15 protein-coding genes and 1 pseudogene are annotated in these 20,014 nt (G+C 48.5%); 11 read left to right on the top strand and 5 right to left on the bottom strand.

Going from position 1 to position 20,014, the window contains the following annotated elements:
• Positions 1-748: 748 nt before the first annotated feature.
• The 3 genes and pseudogenes from BSQ33_RS18195 to BSQ33_RS18185 form a co-directional block, all read right to left on the bottom strand.
• Entirely contained in the window at positions 749-1,231 is a 483-nt protein-coding gene (locus tag BSQ33_RS18195; protein WP_027694144.1) for a helix-turn-helix transcriptional regulator, read from the bottom strand.
• Positions 1,216-2,455: pseudogene (locus BSQ33_RS18190) on the bottom strand (type II toxin-antitoxin system HipA family toxin). Before BSQ33_RS18190 ends, BSQ33_RS18195 begins: the two are co-directional and overlap by 16 nt.
• 389 nt (positions 2,456-2,844) lie before the next feature.
• Entirely contained in the window at positions 2,845-5,202 is a 2,358-nt protein-coding gene (locus BSQ33_RS18185; RefSeq protein ID WP_088134850.1) for a glycoside hydrolase family 3 N-terminal domain-containing protein, read from the bottom strand.
• 530 nt (positions 5,203-5,732) lie between these two features.
• Here BSQ33_RS18185 and BSQ33_RS18180 point away from each other — a divergent pair.
• Positions 5,733-6,905 (top strand): carbohydrate-binding protein, encoded by a 1,173-nt coding sequence (locus BSQ33_RS18180; protein WP_088134849.1) that lies wholly within the window; start codon positions 5,733-5,735, stop codon positions 6,903-6,905.
• A gap of 217 nt (positions 6,906-7,122) precedes the next feature.
• Here BSQ33_RS18180 and puuE read toward each other — a convergent pair whose 3' ends face one another.
• Both puuE and BSQ33_RS18170 read right to left on the bottom strand, forming a co-directional pair.
• Complete coding sequence (gene puuE, locus BSQ33_RS18175; protein WP_088134848.1) at positions 7,123-8,037, bottom strand: allantoinase PuuE; 915 nt, start codon at positions 8,035-8,037, stop codon at positions 7,123-7,125.
• A gap of 24 nt (positions 8,038-8,061) precedes the next feature.
• Positions 8,062-8,736 (bottom strand): GntR family transcriptional regulator, encoded by a 675-nt coding sequence (locus BSQ33_RS18170; protein WP_088134847.1) that lies wholly within the window; start codon positions 8,734-8,736, stop codon positions 8,062-8,064.
• Between the two features lie 347 nt (positions 8,737-9,083).
• On the opposite strand from BSQ33_RS18170, the gene BSQ33_RS18165 reads away from it, so the two are divergent.
• From BSQ33_RS18165 to BSQ33_RS18120, 10 genes are all read left to right on the top strand, one after another.
• Entirely contained in the window at positions 9,084-10,532 is a 1,449-nt protein-coding gene (locus BSQ33_RS18165; RefSeq protein ID WP_021019960.1) for an NCS1 family nucleobase:cation symporter-1, read from the top strand.
• A 441-nt stretch (positions 10,533-10,973) separates the two neighbouring features.
• The gene (locus tag BSQ33_RS18160) at positions 10,974-11,765 is read left to right on the top strand and encodes a transporter substrate-binding domain-containing protein (RefSeq protein WP_088134846.1); all 792 of its coding nucleotides are present in this window, start codon (positions 10,974-10,976) and stop codon (positions 11,763-11,765) included.
• A 16-nt stretch (positions 11,766-11,781) separates the two neighbouring features.
• A complete protein-coding gene (locus tag BSQ33_RS18155; protein WP_021019958.1) occupies positions 11,782-12,450 on the top strand; it encodes an amino acid ABC transporter permease in 669 nt (222 codons plus the stop codon).
• A gap of 12 nt (positions 12,451-12,462) precedes the next feature.
• Positions 12,463-13,104 (top strand): amino acid ABC transporter permease, encoded by a 642-nt coding sequence (locus BSQ33_RS18150; RefSeq protein ID WP_021019957.1) that lies wholly within the window; start codon positions 12,463-12,465, stop codon positions 13,102-13,104.
• 99 nt (positions 13,105-13,203) lie between these two features.
• Positions 13,204-13,932: an amino acid ABC transporter ATP-binding protein gene (locus tag BSQ33_RS18145; protein ID WP_021019956.1), complete on the top strand. Its 729-nt coding sequence runs from the start codon at positions 13,204-13,206 to the stop codon at positions 13,930-13,932.
• Positions 13,933-14,023: 91 nt separating this feature from the next.
• A complete protein-coding gene (locus BSQ33_RS18140) occupies positions 14,024-14,881 on the top strand; it encodes a MurR/RpiR family transcriptional regulator (RefSeq protein WP_021019955.1) in 858 nt (285 codons plus the stop codon).
• A gap of 70 nt (positions 14,882-14,951) precedes the next feature.
• Positions 14,952-15,956, top strand: coding sequence for a bile acid:sodium symporter family protein (locus BSQ33_RS18135; protein WP_088134845.1), 1,005 nt, complete (start codon positions 14,952-14,954; stop codon positions 15,954-15,956).
• Between the two features lie 14 nt (positions 15,957-15,970).
• Positions 15,971-17,176 (top strand): amidase, encoded by a 1,206-nt coding sequence (locus tag BSQ33_RS18130; RefSeq protein WP_021019953.1) that lies wholly within the window; start codon positions 15,971-15,973, stop codon positions 17,174-17,176.
• Complete coding sequence (locus BSQ33_RS18125) at positions 17,173-18,741, top strand: gamma-glutamyltransferase family protein (RefSeq protein WP_088134844.1); 1,569 nt, start codon at positions 17,173-17,175, stop codon at positions 18,739-18,741. The genes BSQ33_RS18130 and BSQ33_RS18125 overlap by 4 nt, the downstream gene beginning before the upstream one ends.
• Positions 18,742-18,776: 35 nt before the next feature.
• Positions 18,777-20,009, top strand: a complete 1,233-nt coding sequence (locus BSQ33_RS18120; RefSeq protein ID WP_021019951.1) for a pyridoxal-phosphate-dependent aminotransferase family protein — start codon at positions 18,777-18,779, stop codon at positions 20,007-20,009.
• Positions 20,010-20,014: the final 5 nt, after the last annotated feature.

The raw sequence follows: 20,014 nt of genomic DNA, 5'->3' as shown, positions 1-20,014 counted from the left end.
TACCGCATCCTGTGGGGTTGTTTTTGCTGAACATTGCCAGTTTTATCATGATGATACCTTGCTGTGATTTGATGTTGGTATCGTGAGCGATTTTGTTGGCAGTGGCGAGGCAGGCAGAGCCACTTTGCGACACAATTCAGGAAAACTCATACTTTTCTCATACTTGTGAGGGATATTGCGCTGCCACTTGGAGACAAGCCGGATACCTTGAGCATAAGAAAGCTGGGGATTTCGCATGTGTCTGGTTACACAATCGGTTTGACGGGATGTTCCGGATTGCTTTTGTCTCCAGATTTGACACAGTTTATGAATGAACGTAACACCAAATCAGCGTAGATACCATGTGGCAGTGATAACAATACCTAGTCATTGATTTATTGGTGCCTGTCCAGCTTCTCCATAAAAAGTACATGCTGTACAAATTGATCGTTGGAGTTCAATTCTAAGAAATTATCGACAATACTCATAAACACTGAATCCGATTGAGCTTGTTCCAGATAAGAAAAAAGACGCCCGAGGACGTCTTTAAGCTTTGATTTGGTGGGCTGTTAGCAGTTGAAATAGCTTGTGAATTTTCATAAATTCAGTAACTTATATCGATGTTGCCAATTTGGTGTTGCATCAAATGTTACATTAATTTCCTGCTTCAAAAGGAACTGAACCCGCATCCACATATTTCTAATTCATTTAAAAAGATTGAGTTCTTATGACAATTCAATCTAAAACAAGAAAGCTGATACAGGACATTTTACCCAGCCTCACCATCTATTAATAACGATTGTAATACATCGGGAGAAGACGGTAGCAGCCCGACTTTTAAGCCAAATGGTTTGAATACCTTGTTGAGAATTTCTGTATTGTAGCTGCCCCGATCATTCTCTATATCTGAGAGTGTTTTTCTTGAAACATCGACAAGTCTGGCGAACACATCCTGTTTGAGTCCCAGTATATGAAGACGTAAATATTTCAATGCTTGACCCTGTGTAAGCTCACCAAGTAATAGTTGCTTGATGATCTTGTTCGCTTCGGTTTTGCGTTCTGCTGCACTTACTGCTTTGGCGTTTTTTGAGGCTTTCGATCGAGTTGGAGTATTAAGTTGCGATCGCTCTTCGCTCGAATAAGTTGCATTCTTCCCAGTCTTGGGCTGCTGTTGATTTCGGCTTGCTCTTAGGCGAGCCACCGTATCTTGTACGGACTCTTTATTGCTTGGCTTATTCATAGCAGCCCCCATTTAGTGAGCTTTTCTGATATATAATTAAGTCCAACGGCTGGCATCTCCAAGATTTGTTCTGGTACTCCTCGTAAAGCTAGTCTCTGCTTCAGGTCAATGCATTTACTTGCAGTAACCTCTAGCTCTTGTAATAACACTTCCTTTGGCACGAGATCAGATAAGGTGTCCGCTATTCCGACGAAGTCGTAAGTTCCGCCAACCTCTAGTGGGGCTTTCCATTTTGTTGTTCTTGGAATGCCTTCAGGATCAGCTTTCATTGGTGCGAAATCGTAAACGGGAGCAAGCTTTATGACGCCATCACCTTTTAAGAATGAAGTGTTTCTGCCATGGTTATCACTATTACCAAACAAGATGTTGAGTAGATCTCTCTTCACCCATTCAATGACGAAAGCTTGGGTATCAAACTTATACCCTTGGTGTTTAACCATATTGCTTTCAGTAATTTTTTCTATGAGAGTTCGGATTGTTGTTTCGTGATCAAGAGTGACCCCAGCGCCTTTGTTCAAACTGGAATACACAGATTCCATGCCAAATCTCTCTATTTGTTGCTCAATAATTTGAACATCAAATCGAGGAAGCCACAAGGAAGGGTAGTTTAATCCTTCCTCCAAGCGCATACCGTCGGTGGAGATCGTTTCAACTCCCATTTCAGTTAGCTCGTGGTAGAAGTAGAACTCAGCTCTTAGAATATTACAGTCGATGGTGCTTCTTGAGCCTCTAGGGTACTTTACTAAGTAATGTAAGTCGTGGTTGCTATTGTCATCTTGGTATGGATCAATCCATATTTTTTCGCTGCCAGATCCATGATCGAAACCACATCGGAGGGTCAATTTTGGTGCTTCACCTCCAGCCCCAGTTGCACCACCTGCGACTGCCCCTCTTTGCTGTGCATAGTCGAGGAAATCACCTGCTCGATTTTTAACATCATCAACAGAGAAGTAGAGGTTGTCTGCTACTTCGTAGCGCTCAGGAAGAGAGTCTTTTATTCTTAAGTTACCAATAGGCGACATTGTGCCAAACTTGAGCAAAACATAGTCTTGTTCATCAGAACTAAGGTCTTCAATATCTAGATGTTTGACCCAGTATCGTCTACTAGCGCCACTAGGCATAATATCGTCTAGAACCCGTCACTCGGAAATTATGTTGGCTACTTTTAGGGAATGAGATGATACCAATATCTATCCATTCACCTCTGATAAAAGCTTGTACGGTTAGTTCTTCCATCGACAACACCTCTACTTATCAATGAGTAAAACTTTACTCTTAAAGTTATTTTTTTTTCAATATATGAGTAAAAATTTACTCATTAATGTGTGGGGAGACTTTTTATGAGTAAATAATTACTCATATCTGCAAGTCAAAATTGTGATGAGCAGAATGGATTGTTTTAGCTATGAAAGCTGCGATAGGGAGTGGGGCGTTAATTGTTTGTGAATAACCACCGAGTCAGTAGACACTAGTTAGTCTTGGGCATAGTGACCTCTGGCATTGACGTGGAATGGATTATCATCACGAAGAGGGGCCAGCATGTCATGCTGACCCCTCTTCCTTCTTCTTTCCTTCCTTCTTTCTGTCAAATGTCTGTGACCAGAATAGGATGGGTGTTCTCGCGGCTATTCTACCGTGACATCACAGACCATATCCCATGCTTGCGGCAGCACTTTTTTGCTCCCCCTGACGTGGATGGTATGGCGCGATTCAATCGCTTGTGAAGAACGGCCAATCATCAGTTCAAACTCGCCACCTTCGACAACGCGCTGGTTGGAAGCGTCGGTAAAATTCAGCATATCAACCGGTAAATGGAAGGTGACTGTTTTCTGTTCTCCGGCTTTTAAGTAAACCTTTTTAAAGCCTTTCAGTTCTTTGACCGGGCGGACAACCGAACAGACTTTATCCCGGACATATAACTGGACGACGTCTGCACCGTCACGTTCACCGCTGTTGGTAATCATCACCGACAGCGCCACGGACTCATCAAAATCATATTCGGTTTTGGCCAGTGTCGCATTGGTATAGTCGAAGTGGGTGTAACTGAGCCCAAAACCGAAGTTGAACTGGGAACCGAAGTGGAATGCGATCGGTGTGCCGGAGCTTTTCAGTTTATGGTTGTAGAAGTAGGGGACGGCACCGACATTTTTCGGAATCGAAACGGTCAGGCGACCACTTGGGTTGATCACCCCCGTGAGCATATCTGCAATCGCATCGGCACCACCTTGTCCGGGCTCCCAGCCATAGACAATCGCAGCGGCTTCGTCTTCAGCGCGTCCCAAACGATATGGTCGGCCACCCGTGACGAGGACTACGACCGGTTTACCGCGATCTAATGCGGCATCGATCAGTTGTTGCTGAACGCCCGGCAGATTCAGCGAGTCTGCATCTGAACCTTCGCCCGTCGTACCGGTTTGGAATAATCCTGCCAAGTCCCCGACGCACACCACAGCGATGTCTGCGTCATCGATGATTGATACGGACGACGCAATCGCGGATGTATCCAGACTGACAGGGGAGACTTTGTCTTGTGTTACTGCGATATCGACATCCCCGGGGAATACCGGTGCACCGCTGTTACGTTCAGGCAGAATGTCACACCCTTTTTGATAACCAATGAGATTGACACGTTCCTCTAACGCTTCTTTAATCGATTTAGCCACGCGTTCGCTGGCATTACTTCCCCCCAAAATGAGGTGAACAGGGAAACTATAACCGGAGAGCAGTGCTAAAGGATCATCGGCTGTCGGCCCGATTAGCGCAACTTTGGTCTGTTGCGACATCGGCAGATGACCATCGTTTTTCAGTAAGACAATCGACTCGCCTGCGGCTTGGTAGGCCAGCTTCTCACTCGCGTCATTGTGCAGTGCTTCGGTCGGCAGGGGAGTGTAAGGGTTTTCAAATAGACCCAATTCAAATTTGACGGATAGAATACGGGTAACGATTTCGTTAATTTTTTCTTCTGTAATCAAACCGCGTTCGATAGCTTCGGTGAGATAAATTGCACACGTGTCGTCCGGTAATTCAACATCAAGCCCCGCATTAAAGGATTGTGCTGCTGCATCCACACGGTCTGTCGCGGTGGCGTGATGTTCGCTCAGCAACTCCACACCGCCGTAGTCAGCCACGACCAGACCATCAAAGCCCCACCGATGACGCAGAATTTCGGTCAGCAAGTACGCCGAGCTATGACAGGGTTCACCGTCGATATCATGATAAGCGGGCATGACAGAACCGGCGTTGCCGAGTTTAACCGCCATTTCAAAGGGGAGCAGGAAGGTATCATTGAGTGTTTTAAAACCGATATTGACTGGTGCATGGTTACGCGCACCTTCACTGGCTGAGTGACCGACATAGTGTTTCAGGGTGGCAATAAAATCGCGGTCTTTGCCTTGTAATCCTTTGACGTAGCTGGTGGCGATCATGCCGACAAGATAAGGGTCTTCGGCTAATGTCTCTTCAGTACGCCCCCAGCGCACATCGCGAGACACATCCAATACCGGTGATAACCCTTGTTTGGCACCGATAGCTTTTGCCTGACGGCTGATATCTTGCGCGACCTGCTCGATCAACTCCGGGTTCCACGTATGGCCATAATTGATCGACGCGGGATACAGGGTGGCATCTTTGGCCATCAGACCGACAAGACATTCCTCATGAGCAATCGCAGGGATACCCAATCGGGTTTCTTCGACAAGATATTTTTGGAGTTGATTGAGTGCTTTGACGCCAGTCACGGGATCAACAATATGTGTGCCGAGAGGACGCGTGATCTGCCCCAGACCATGCATGAGCTTTTCTTTGACGGAACGCGAAACAGCCTGATTTGTGAATTCCAGCTCACGTTCCTGATGATCACCTTGTTCGTCGAGTATCAGCCATTGTGCGCCTAACTGCGCGATTTTTTCTTCGATTGTCATCTGTGACAGTAGGTCATGCACACGTTCAGACGTTGTGTAGCTCGCATCTTTGTATATTGACATAGACAAGTTCCTATCATTGAAAACTCCATTAAACTCTGCCCATTCTGACTGAGTCTTGCAAAGCTGCATTTATTCAAATTCACGATTAGGTTACGTTATTTTGTAAATGTGATTCAAATACAAAAAACGACAGAGGCACAGAGATTGTGTGAGCCCAATACGATGGTATTGGCGTCTGCTGAATATCGATACAATGATGATATTTCTACAATAAATCGTATTTATCTGTCCATGAACGAGGTGCTTGATAATAAACAATGAGCGTGATGATACAAGGTTATTTATTCAGGGTGTGATGAGAAGCCGCGCTCGATTCTGTCAGTGGTTATTGACATGGTGACGTTGTGTTAATTGATAGAATACGTTTATTTTTATGCTCATTTTGCAGCGATATTCATTGAATAAATGTCAAAGTTTGATGTCATACGCAAATGAGTGAATATTAATATTGTTATCCTTTCTCAAGTTTTAATCATTGTGATGTTGATGTCGGTCTTGATTTGATGACGATATGTTGATTGAGGATAAAGATGAAAGTGAAATTAAATACTGCATTGAGCTTGATTGGGTGTGCTTTGTTTTCGCAGGCAGCGATGAGCGCCAACTGGGAGCTTGTCTGGCAAGATGAATTTACCAATCGCATTAGCCCTGATTGGGTCTTTGAAACCGGGAATAACAACGGTTGGGGAAATCAGGAGCTGCAATATTACCAACGGCAAAATGCGACGGTTGAACAGGGGAACTTGGTGATCACCGCCAAACGTGAAGATGTGAATGGCTTCCGGTATACCTCATCGCGGATGAAGACTCAGGGATTGGCGTCATTTCGTTACGGTCGTGTCGAAGCACGGATCCGTTTACCGAATGGCAGTGGTCTGTGGCCTGCGTTCTGGATGTTGGGCAGTAATATTGATCGTGTTGACTGGCCTCGTTGCGGTGAGCTGGACATTATGGAACACATTAATTCGGAGAACCAAATCTACGGTACGGCACACTGGGAAAATAATGGGCATGCGAGCTACTCCAGCCCGAGTTATAACCTCGACGTCAGCCAATACCATAATTACGCGATTGAGTGGGATGAAAACGAAATTCGCTGGTATGTCGATGGCAATATGTACCATGTGATGAGCATTGCCAATAATGCCGGTGGCACTGAAGAATTACATAACGATTTCTTCTTACTCCTGAATATGGCTGTTGGCGGACAGTGGCCGGGATTCAATATTGATGAGAGTAAACTCCCTGCGAAGATGTATGTCGATTATGTCCGGGTTTACCGCGATGCAGAGCGGCCTTCCGATGAGCCGTCAAACGATTTTCCTAAACAGATTGAAGCGGAAGACTTTTCCAATATGAAAGGCGTTGGCACCGGGCCGAGTAACGATGTTGGTGGGGGTGACAGTGTCGGCTGGATCGACACCGGCGACTGGATGTCTTACGACAATATCAACATTCCGACCTCAGGCGACTATCGCATTGACTACCGTGTTTCTAGCTTAAATGGTGGCGGACGCTTGTCACTGGATCATTCATCAGGCTCAACCGTATTAGGATATTTAGATATTGGTGCGACCGGTGGTTGGGACAAATGGAAAACCTTATCGCATACCGTGCATCTCAATGCCGGTACTTATAACTTTGGTATCTATGCACAACAGGGTGGTTTTAACTTGAACTGGTGGCGGATAAGCAAGTTATAACGTCCTAGGCATTGAGCCCGGCTCATATGTCTGATCGACAAATCCCCATTCATATTAATGAGTGGGGATTTTTTATGAGCGAGTGGGATGTGCTGAGTTCAGCATGCGACCGAAAGCAATGACGGAACTCAAATGAAGGCCGCTGTATTCAGAAACCCGTTGTATTCGGAAAAACCATAGTATTCGGGGAAACCATAGTATTCAGAAAACAATCGTATTAAAACGCCGGCGGATGGGTCTCCATCCAATGGCGGGCAATGGCTTCTCGTTTGGCGATCCAGACGTGCTCATGTGACTGAACATAATCGAGGAATTTCTTCAGCGCCATAAATCGGCTCGGTTTCCCCAGAATCCGGCAATGCATACCAATCGACATCATTTTGGGGCTTTCTTTGCCTTCTTCATATAAACAATCGAAATGATCTTTCAGATACTGGAAGAATTCATCCCCGTGACTGAAACCATAAGGGGACGCAAAGCGCATATCATTGGTATCAAGAGTGTAAGGGATGACCAAATGAGGTTCAGTTTGACCTGCAACCGGTGTCCAGAATGGTAGATCGTCTCCGTAATAATCAGAGTCATAGAGCAAGCCGTCTTGTTGTGCGACTAACTGGCGCGTGTTGGGTGAATCGCGCCCGGTGTACCAGCCAATCGGACGTTTGCCCGTGAGGTTTTCAATGATATCCAGTGCTTCCTGCATGTGCTGGCGTTCCTGCTCGATCGGCATACTCTGATAATGAATCCATTTCAGGCCATGGCAGACAATTTCATGATCGGCTTCAACAATCGCTTTTGTGACTTCCGGGTTCCGTTGGAGTGCGGTTGCAATGCCGAAAATCGTCAATGGCAGGTTGCGTTGACGAAATTCATTCAGAATCCGCCAGACGCCAACCCGCGAGCCGTATTCATAAAGAGATTCCATACTCATGTGGCGTTCGGGATAAGGCTCTGCACCGAATATCTCAGAGAGAAATGTTTCGGCATGGTCATCCCCGTGCAGTACGCAGTTTTCCCCGCCTTCTTCGTAGTTCAACACAAATTGCAGCGCGATACGCGCCTGTCCCGGCCATTGGGCATGCGGCACGGTGCGGCCATAGCCGATATAATCGCGGGGATTGTTTTCTTCCATGTATGATTCCTTCCTTGATGACAATTATTTTTCTGTTGTGGCAAAAATCTGCTGAAAATCAATCACTGTTTTCTGGTCTTGTTTGAGTCTCAACGAGGCGCGGATATGATGGAGATGGTGAGTCATCCACTGTTGTGCTGCTTGCGTCTCTTGCTGGTTGAGCAGCGTAATCAGTTCGGCATGGTCACCACAATCACAGCTAACGCTTTGATGTGAGCCGAATGCGGCGATGACCAGAGAAGATCGATAGCAGAGTTGTTCGATAAAATCGGCCAGTACGGAATTACCGGCCTGTTTGGCAAGTTCGTAATGGAAGCGGGCAGTAAGCTGAATGGAATCGGAGAGATGCCCATGGCGTTCGGCTTCTTTTTCTTCATAAATCATTTGGGTAAACCGTTCGGACTGTTGTGCATCCCAATGTTTTTGTAGCTCGGGAATCAACAGCGGTTCCAGCAGAATCCGGCTATTCAGTACCTCTTCCGCTTCCTGCGGTGTCGGGCGATTCACATGCGCGCCTTTGTTCGGCTCAATCACGACAAACCGTTCCAGCGCTAAACGTTGCAATACTTTGCGAATTCCGGTTCGGCTGACGCCGAATGCCTCAGAGAGCCGATCCTCCGGCAGGCGCACGCCCGGTGCGAGTTGATGCTCGACAATGGCTTTGAGCATTTTCTGATAAATTTTTTCATCATTCGACATCGGTGTCTTCTCGTTAGGTGATTTCTCGTGATGTGACAGATTCTTTGAACGACATACTTTGTATACAGTTTATGTCGGTAAGCTGTATACAGGCAATATATATACCACGGAAACAGACAATTGTTCAGGATGTTTTACTTACATGGTGTCTGTCCGTGTCTTGTGCGGTGGTTGGGGGGCCAAAATGGGATTCTGTGCACCATGAGGCTGCAAAATTGCATGGAATCAGTGCAATCCAAACCGTGTGGTGCGCCATAAAACGACACACCGCAGGGCTTTATCATGACATTTCAGGTTGGCACGCAAATTGTATTTATCATTGTATACAATCTTGACATGGAGAGTCGATGATGAAAACAACACAATTACCAATCAGCCCTCGGCTGAGTAATGAAGACCTAGCCCCTGATACGGAACAAAAGTGGGGTTGGTATAGTATTTTTGCGTTCTGGATGTCTGATGTGCACAGCGTTGGCGGCTACGTGTTCGCAGCGAGTCTGTTTGCGCTCGGGCTCAATGGCATTCAGGTCTTTATCAGTTTACTGGCCGGTATATCTATCGTGATGATCTTTGCGAATCTGATGGGTAAACCGGGTCAGCAATCCGGAGCACCGTTTCCGGTGATTGCCCGGATGTCATTCGGTGTTTTCGGCGCGAATATTCCTGCGGTGATTCGCGGGTTGATCGCTGTGGTCTGGTATGGGATTCAAACCTTCTTAGCATCAAGCTCATTTATTATTTTACTGTTGTACTTCTTCCCGCAGTTAAGCAGTTTGGCGGACAAAAGCTTTGTCGGATTATCCTATCTCGGTTGGATTGGCTTCAGTGCGATGTGGTTGATGCAAGCGATTGTCTTTATGTTTGGAATGACGATGATCCGCAAAGTGATCGATTGGTCAGGGCCGGCGATTTATGTCGCGATGTTTGCACTGTGTCTGTACATGATTGACCGTGCCGGATGGGACAATATCAGCTTTAACCTGAGCAGCCATAATCTCGAAGGATGGGATGCAATCACTCAGATGATCATTGCGATTGCTCTGGTTGCCGGTTATTTCGCAGGGCCGACCCTCAACTTCAGTGACTTTTCGCGGTATTGCGGTAGCTATCAAAAGCTGAAGCTGGGGAACTGGCTGGGTCTGCCACTGAACTTTATTTTGTTCTCGCTGTTCAGTGTGGTGATTGTCTCGGCATCGATTCCGGTCTTTGGTGAAATGATTACTGATCCGGTTGAAACCGTAAAACGACTTGATTCCGGGCTGATTACGGTATTGGGTGCTCTGACATTCATCTTTGCGACCGTGGGGATCAATATCGTTGCCAACTTTGTTGCACCAGCATTTGATTTCTCGAATGTGTCACCGCAGAAAATCAGTTTTAAACTCGGTGGCTTTATCGCTGCTTTCGGTTCGGTACTGCTGACACCGTGGAACCTGTTTAACAACCCGGAAGTGATTCACTACACGGTGGATATTCTTGCTGCGATGATTGGCCCGCTGTACGGCATTATTCTGGTCGATTATTTCCTGATTAAGAAAGGTCAGATTGATGTCCCATCGTTATACACTGAATCCCCGCAAGGACAATATTGGTATGAAAATGGTGTGAACTGGAAAAGTATCTACGCCCTTGTCATTGCTGGCTTCGTGGCTGTCTGTGCTACATTTTGGGTCACTGAACTTGCCAACTATGCGCTATTTATTGGTGGTGGGGTCGCGGCATCGACTTATCGTTTCCTGATGGAATCGGAGCGAGTTCGTGTCGGCGGCTTAAAGCTGGCTAAGCAAAAGTCATAACGTGGGTTGCCGGTGAAAAGATAACAAACGGTCCGGTTCGCCTTTGACTGCTCAAAAAGCTACTCAAAAGCGAACCGGGTTTTCTCTGGCGATGCTGGTAGAATCAATTGACCACCCAGCGCGACTGATTCAGTCACCATCCCGTCCCGGCACTTTAGCCACAATCCTAATCCCTCTGTTATCCCGCTCCTCACCGCTTTATCGCGCTTTTTGCTCCCTGATGGGGAGTGTCACCCTGATATCATGCCCCTTGCACCGTATTGGTTCATCGGTTGCATGAGAATGGGCCAATGGTGAATGGTGTGCGCGCGACATATTGATATTGAATGGTTTAATCATTAATTAAATCAATTAGATAAAATGTTATTTTTAACATGGCACAATCGTTGCAAAAATCGATTTGATTGTTTCAATCGTTTCATGACAAGATAAGGGACTCAAATGAAATTACTTCGATTGTTTGCTATAGCAGTGGCTTCGGTCATGTTGATGGGATACACACTGACCGCGTCAGCCGATCAACTGGAAACTATTCAGAAACGTGGGGTATTAAAGGTGGCGGTGCCTCAGGATTTTCCACCGTTTGGTTCTGTCGGGACAGACATGCAGCCACAGGGATACGATATTGATATGGCAGCCTACATTGCCAAACAGATGAAGGTCAAATTGAAATTGGTGCCGGTCACCAGTGCCAACCGGATCCCGTATTTGCAAACGCAGAAAGTGGATTTAGTGATTTCAAGTATGGGGAAAAACCCGCAACGCGAAAAGGCGATCGACTTCAGTGAAGCCTATGCACCGTTTTATCTGGGCGTATTTGGCGCGGCAGATGAGCAAGTCAGTTCTGCGGATGATTTAGCGAATAAAACCATCGGTGTGACTCGTGGCTCAGTTGAAGATCTTGAGTTAAGCAAACTGGTGCCGGCATCGGCAACGATTAAACGGTTTGAAGACAACAATGCCACACTGTCGGCTTTCTTGTCCGGGCAGCTCAGTCTGATCGCGACCGGGAATTTGGTGGTCACCGAAATAGCGACCCGTTACCCGAATAAAGCCCCACAGACGAAGTTTTTGCTGAAAAATTCACCGTGCTATGTCGGGGTGATGAAAGGTGAGCAACCGTTGGTCAGCGAAGTCAATCGTTTGATCGAACAAGCCAAAGCTGACGGTGTGCTGGAGCAGCTCTCACAAAAATGGCTCAAAGCACCATTTCCGAAAAATTTAGGCGCTTAACTTCTGGGAGAACCGCATGAGTTATCAGCTAGACTATGCCGGATTAGCGCCATACCTGCCACAGTTTGTGGCAGGTGTCTGGACGACGGTGCAACTGACGGTGATTTCAACCGTCGCAGGGCTGGTGGTTGGCACGTTGTGTGCCGCAGGCCGAACCGGACGCCAACCCGGATTGCGCTTGCTGTGTGCCAGTTACATTGAGGTCACTCGCAACACCCCGTTTATTGTGCAGCTCTTTTTCATTTTCTTCGGTTTACCGGCACTTGGCCTCAAGCTTACCGCATGGGAGGCCGGTGTGATCGCCATGGTCTTCAATCTGGGCGCATACAGTGCAGAGATTATCCGGGCCGGTATTGATGCTGTGCCGTCAGGGCAATGGGAGGCGGGTAAAACGCTGGGGCTGACCCGACGCCAGATCTTCATCCACATTGTTTTGCCACCGGCATACCAACGGGTTTATCCGGCGCTGGTCAGTCAATGCATTATTGTGATGCTCGGTTCAGCGGTGGTGTCGCAGATATCGGTCGAAGACCTGACCTTTGCTGCAAACTTTGTGCAATCCCGTAGTTTTCTGAGTTTTGAATCCTACACATTAACCGCGGTGATTTATCTGGTACTGGCGATTTTGATGCGCCAAGGATTTGCTTATTTTCGCCACCTTGCGTTTAAAAACCCATCGTTATAGGAGACATTCAGGATGATGCAGTTTACCGATTGGGATATCTTCCGTAACCTCCTGCTGGCTGCGCGCTGGACATTATTATTGTCCGTGTACGCCTTTATCGGCGGTGGTCTGGTCGGGCTGGGGCTGACCTTATTGCGCAGTACGCGCAATCCGTTTTTTACCCGTTTGATTCAGCTCTATGTTGAACTGTTTCAAGGGACACCGTTATTGATGCAGCTCTTTCTGGCTTTCTTCGGCTTGTCGCTGATTGGTATCGAAGTGAGTGCGTGGTCGGCAGCGATTTTGGCGTTAACGTTATTCAGCAGTGCGTTTTTTCATGATATCTGGCGGGGATGTATTGAATCTTTACCCAAAGGGCAGTGGGAAGCCTGTCGGACGCTGGGGCTGACTTATCTGCAAACGATGCGGCATGTTATTTTCCCGCAGGCAATGCGGATTGCGATTGCCCCGACGGTCGGTTTTTCGGTGCAAATTGTCAAAGGGACTGCCTTGGCATCGATTATTGGTTTTGTCGAATTGACCAAAGCCGGCACGATGCTCAACAACGCAACATTTCAGCCGTTTAAAGTGTTTGCCATGGTGGCGTTGCTCTATTTTGCCATCTGCTTTCCTTTATCGATGTTTGCCCGTTATCTCGAGTCACGCAAGGTTTGAGGTGTATTGGTATGAAAAGCACACAGTCTTGCTATAAGAACAGACCACAAGAACAACTGAAATCAGGACGATTTATTTACAGCTCGGAGGCGAAGCATTATGTCACTTATTAGTGTTGATCAGGTTCATAAGTTTTATGGTGAAAACCATGTATTGAAAGGGGTAGACCTGAAAATTCAAGCCGGAGAAGTGATCTCGATTATCGGCCGGAGCGGCTCAGGGAAAAGCACATTACTGCGGTGTATGAACGGGCTGGAAACCTATCAGGAAGGCGCGATCGTCGTCGATCAGCAAGCCGTAGAAAATGATGAATATAAATTGCGCTTACTGAGTCAGAGCGTTGGTATGGTCTTTCAGAGCTTCAACCTGTTTCCTCACAAAACCGTTGGTGAAAATGTCATGCTGGCACCGAAGCTGGTACAGAAAAAAACGACCGCAGACTGTCAGCAGATTGCTCGCGAGCTTCTGGAAAAAGTCGGATTGGGCGATAAATTCGACGCCTATCCGGGCAACCTTTCCGGAGGACAACAGCAGCGTGTGGCAATTGCCCGCTCACTGGCGATGTCTCCGAAAGTCTTGTTATGTGATGAAATTACCTCAGCGCTGGATCCCGAACTTGTCGGTGAAGTGTTGAAAGTGCTTGAACAACTCAAAGCGGAAGGAATGACCCTGATTCTCGTTACCCATGAAATGAATTTCGCCCGGGATGTCGGTGATCGGGTCGTGTTTATGAACGAAGGCAAAGTGTGGGAAACCGGGCCGAGTGAAGCGGTGTTCGCGAACCCGCAAACTGCGGAGCTGAGAAGTTTTCTTTCAGCGGTACTGTAATGCTTTTGGGGTTAACCCTTGAGAAACCTGACTGCTGCATACGACGTGGCAGCATCCACCCTCAATTGTCCGGCAGGAGAGAACATCAGCTATGAATGACCGAACCCATGATGTCAGTCAACCCGTTCATCAGTCATCGGCAAACTGTCCGCTCAGTGAACGGATTACCCGGCATTATGCCAGCCTGACTGACAATAACCGGCGTTTGGCGGATTACTTGCAATTGAATCCGGAAAAGGTGCTGATGTTATCCACCAGCGAGATTGCTGAAGCGTGTCAGGTCTCGAAAGCCAGTGTCAGCCGTTTTATCCGCAAACTGGGCTATGAAGACCACCTCGCTTTACGTCAGGAACTGATGATTGAGCGGGATAATGGTCAGCCGGTGATGATGACGACACTGGATGACTCTGAATTCAACCATGAGCTGCGGGCACTCGAAAAACTTTGGGAGCAACTGACTCAGCAGGAGCACCACGCATTAATTGAGAAACTGGCGACGGCAAAACGGATCAAAATTATCGGCTATCGCAACAGTTACCCGCTGGCGATGCATTTTCGTCAGCAGCTCATGCAGTGTCGGACACAGGTTGAGTTGTTGCCGTTACCCGGTCAGACGATTGGTGAAGATCTGGCCTCGATTGAGGACGATGATTTTACGATTGTGATCGGTATCCGTCGGCGGGTGGCAAATTTTGAGAAAATAATGTCTTTTCTGGCATCGCGGGATAGCTTACTGATTACCGATCAGTCCGGACAGAAATACGCGCAGCAAGCCGGGCACTACTTTATCTGTTATATGAATAATGAGCTGCCGTTAGACAGCTATACGGTGCCGATGAGTTTGATTTCGCATTTGGTCAATCAAACGTTTTTACACTTAAAAAGCAAATCGACACAGGTCAGTCGAAAAATCAGTATGAACTATGCTCAGCTCAACGAGTTAGAGTGAGTCAGATTGGCCGTCATGCAAGACGATAAACACAATAGCAGCAACGTAAAAGCAACGGGTATAAACAAGAATGAGTATCATCAGTAAATTAAAAAAAGAGTGGTTTCTGGTTGGCATGGTGGTCGCCATCCTGCTGGCGACAGTTTCTGAACAGGTGGGCCGTTCCGGTGGGTTGATTCATCTCGACAAGCTGACTGGGATCGGGGTCGCGATTGTCTTCTTCTTACACGGGTTGGGCCTGTCTCCGCAGAAAATTAAAGCCGGCGTGAGTAACTGGAAACTGCACGTCTATATCCAGTTGGCGACTTACCTGTTTTATCCGTTACTGTGGTTGATTTTAGGCAACGGAATGCTGGCGTGGATGCCAACATCGCTTGCCTTTGGTTTCTGCTATCTGTTTGTGTTGCCTAGTACCATTTCGTCCTCGGTCGCGATGACCAGTGTGGGTAAAGGTAATGTCCCGGGGGCGATTTTCAACGCATCCCTTTCCAGTATTCTCGGTGTTTTTCTTACCCCGCTGATGATTCAGTTCTTTATGGGGATGAAAGGGGTACAGTTAGATCTGATGAGCTCGGTGATCTCTATCGCCAAACTGTTGTTAATCCCGATGATTGCCGGACAACTTGCCAGACCGGTATTGCTGAATTTTATCGAGCGACATAAGTCTGTGGTCAACAAAGTTGATAAATACGTTATTCTACTGATTGTCTATAATGCGTTTTGTGACTCGGTCGCAAATGGCATCTGGCATAACTTCTCGGTCGGGATGCTTGCTACCGCTATTGGCATCTGTTGTGTGGTGCTGTTGGTGATGGTTCATGCGATTCAGTGGGGTGCGCAGCGTTGTCAGTTTTCGCGGGCAGATGAAGTTGCTGCGGTGTTTTGTGGTACCAAGAAAACACTGGCGGCAGGCGTGCCGATGGCAACCGCAATTTTTGGTACCGACCCGAATCTTGGCATGATTTTGCTGCCGATAATGCTGTATCACCCGATTCAGATTTTCTACTGTGCAATTCTTGCGAATCGGTATGCCAAACGTTATCAGCCAGCCAGTGAAGCGGCTGCTAACTCGTAAGCGGAGAAACAGAGATGGGACAACATCTGGTCAGAGACCAACGAATTTACTGTCAGCAAGGGCCCGATTACCTTGCGGCAACGGATGATGGCGCATTATCCGGTTTGAGCTTTGTGTTTAAAGATTTGTTTGATGTCGCAGGATATAACACCGGGGCGGGGAATCCCGCATGGCTGGAGAGCCATGCCTCGGCCAATGCGACGTCACCGATCATAGAAAATTTACTCAGCGCTGGGGCAATGTGCCGTGGTCGGGTCCAGACCGACGAGCTGGCTTATAGCTTAAACGGACAGAACATTCACTACGGGACCCCCGAAAACCCGGCTGCGCCCGGTTGTATTCCCGGCGGTTCATCGAGTGGCAGTGCCGTGGCTGTTGCGCAGGGAGATGTGGATTTCTCTATCGGGACAGACACCGGCGGTTCGGTTCGGATTCCCGCCAGCTATTGTGGTTTGTTCGGCCTACGCCCCACGTTGGGCAAATTTGATCTCGCCAACTGCTTCGAACTCGCCAAAAGTTTTGATACCGCAGGCATTTTTGCGCGGGATCTGTCGGTTCTGACGTCGGTCTATCGTGAACTCTCCGCAGAGACCATCCCTGATCGTGTTGATCCGATTCCAACCCTCTATCTCGACCGTTTTATGGCTCAGCAACTGAGCGAAGATCGCTATCAGCGGGTTCATGACCGTTGCCGTTGGGCCGGGATTGCGCTCGAAGAAAAAGATTTTATGACACAGTCCGAGTGGACGCTGGATGCACTGAGTTTGCTGTTTCGCAGTATTCAGGGCTATGAAATTATCCAGAAACATGGCCGTTGGCTGACGGAGCATGAGCGCTCGCTCGACCCGGCAATTCTGGAGCGGGTTAAATGGGCGAGAACCATTGAGGATACCACCTATCAGCAAGGTAAGCTGCGCCAGAAAGCCTTTCGGATGTGGTTATATGCCCAGTTAGATGAACACGGTGGCGTCTGGCTCTTGCCAACGACACCTGCGGGGCCGCCGTCACTGGATATTACGCCGCAAGCCATGGCGGATTACCGGACTGAGTTAATGGGATTGACCGCCATTGCCGGACTGGCGGGATTTCCCCAGTTACATTTGCCGTTTCAGGGAATGCATGACGGCCCTTGCGGGATGTCGTTGCTGGGGCTACCGAATGAAGAGCCTCGGTTATTGGCGATTGCAGCAAGACTGATGGCCGGGGAGAGCAGTCAATGACATATCAGACAGCCTTTACCGCGCCACATTATCGGGCGGCACAAGTCGGACAAAAAATTCTCGATGAGGGCGGTACTGCCAGCGAAGCGATGGTTGCTGCGGCTGCGATGGTGACCGTGCAGTATCCGCATATGAATAGCATTGGCGGTGACAGCTTTTGGCTCATTTGTCACCCGGGACAACAACCGATTGCCATTGATGCCTGTGGCGCGGCTGCATTGAATCTCGATCCGGCTGAATACCGTGCGCAAGGGGATGAATTACCCGCGAGCGGTGGTGCTGCTGCGATGACCATGGCCGGAGCGCTCTCCGGCTGGCATCAGGCTTTAGCACTCAATCATCGCCAACATACCTTGCCACAACTGTTGCAACCGGCGATTACCGCTGCGCGGGACGGTATTGAAGTGACACAGAGTCTGGTCAATGCGAGCGAAAAAACGGTCGCGATGCTGGCAGATATACCGTCATTTGCTCAGTACTATTTACCCGGCGGTAAGACGCTTGAAATCGGGCAGATTCTGCGTAATCCGACGCTGGCAACGACGTTTGAGCGGCTTGCAACAGCAGGATTGGACGATTTTTATCGTGGTGAGATTGCCAGGCAGGCCGCGGCGGATTTGGCGGCATTAGGCAGCCCGATTACGCTTGACGACTTCCATCACCATCAGGCACGTGTGATGACGCCGTTATCGGTACAGACCGGCAAGGGCAGACTGTATAACTTCGGAGCGCCAACACAAGGTGTGGCTTCGTTGCTAATTTTAGCGATTTATGATCGTTTGGTCGCGCAGGCTGACAGTGAGATCGATCACATTCATCTATTGGTCGAAGCAACCAAACAGGCGTTTATTCTGCGCGATCAATACGTGACCGATGAAGCTGACCTGTCTGTATCGCTTCAGCAACTGCTGACGGAGCAGAGCGTCACTGAGTGCGCGGCTCGCATTACTCTTGAGCAGGCACAACCGTGGCCGCATCTCGCCAAACCCGGAGATACGGTCTGGATGGGAGCGACCGACCGATACGGCACGATGGTGAGTTTTATTCAGAGTGTGTACTGGGAATTCGGCAGCGGTGCGGTATTGCCGAATCTGGGATTTGTCTGGAACAACCGGGCGAAAAGTTTTTCACTTGATGCGACGCATCACAATGTGCTGAAGCCGGGCAAAAAGCCATTTCATACCCTAAACCCAGCGTATGCTGAGTTGAACGATGGTCAGCGGATCGTATACGGAACTATGGGTGGGGAAGGACAGCCACAGACACAAGCTTGTCTGTTCAGTCGCTACGTGTATCAAGGCTATACGCTGGATGAAGCGATTGCGATGCCGCGCTGGTTGCTGGGCCGGACTTGGGGGGATGATACGCATCAGCTGCGGCTTGAGCAGAGCTTATATCTGGCGTATCAGGATACATTACGTGAGCGCGGTCATCAGATTACGCAAGTGAAAGATCAAAATGAATTGATGGGCCATGCCGGTGCAATCACGCTAGATGAGGGTGGCCGAGCCACCTCGGCAACCGATCCGCGCAGCGATGGCGATGCTTTGGTCGGTCAGTTTTAAACCGACAATTTGAATCAGATTTTATGGAGAGATGTATGGAAACCAATCCGCTATTTGAAACCCTCAATCCGCCACAACGGATGCTGATGGGGCCGGGACCGATTAACGCGTATCCTCGGGTTCATCAGGCAATCTCATCGGCGTTGATCGGGCAATACGATCCGGTCATGACCGGCTATATGAATCAGGTACAAACCCTTTACCGCAACGTGTTTGAGACCCAGAATCAACAGACATTTCTCGTCGATGGCACTGCCCGGGCCGGCATTGAAGCGGTATTGGTGTCGGTGTTGCAACCGGGAGATAAAGTGCTGATTCCGGTGATTGGACGATTCGGTCATCTGTTGTGTGAAATCGCGCATCGGGTTGGTGCTGCGGTGCAGACGATTGATATTGAATGGGGCGAGGTATGCCCGCCGGAAAAAGTTGAAGCGGCCATCCGTGAATTCCAGCCGAAAATGCTGGCAACCGTACAGGGTGATACATCAACCACCATGAACCAACCGTTAGCTGAGATCGGGGAGATCTGTCAGCGTCACGGGGTGTTATTTTACTGTGATGCGACAGCATCGATTGCCGGGAATGCGCTCAAGGTTGATGAATGGCATCTCGATGCGGTTTCTGCCGGACTGCAAAAATGTTTAGGCGGCCCGTCTGGTAGCGCGCCGGTAACACTCAGTGAGCAGTGTGTTGCGGTGATTAACCGACGTAAACGGGTTGAAGCCGGTATTCGTACCGAAGCGCATCAGGATGGTGAAGATACCCCGATTCTGTCGAACTATTTTGATTTAGCGATGGTGATGGACTACTGGGGACCGGAACGACTTAACCATCACACAGAAGCAACCAGTATGTTGTACGCGGCCCGCGAATGTGCCCGGCTCTATCTGGAAGAGGGGGCGACACAAGTGATTGCCCGCCACCAGCAAGCCGGACGGGCGATGGCGGTTGGCCTTGAAGCGATGGGCTTAACCCTGTTTGGTAATCAACAATACAAAATGAATAACGTGGTTGGCGTCTATATTCCTGAACAAGTCAATGGTGAGCAGGTTCGTCAAGAATTGTTGCATCGTTTCGGCATTGAAATCGGCACCTCATTCGGGCCGCTCCACGGTAAAATCTGGCGGATTGGAACCATGGGCTATAACGCTCGTCAAGAATGTGTATTGATGACGCTGGCAGCACTGGAATCTGTGTTATTGAAAGCCAAAGCTCCCGTTGCAGCGGGCCAAGCGGTTGCGGCAGCAATGGATGTCTTCGGTGCCTGATAGAG

The organism is Vibrio gazogenes (assembly GCF_002196515.1).
Taxonomy (GTDB): domain Bacteria; phylum Pseudomonadota; class Gammaproteobacteria; order Enterobacterales; family Vibrionaceae; genus Vibrio; species Vibrio gazogenes_A.
The sequence above is the reverse complement of the archived record's forward strand: the minus strand, read 5'-3'. Positions and strand labels throughout refer to the sequence as shown.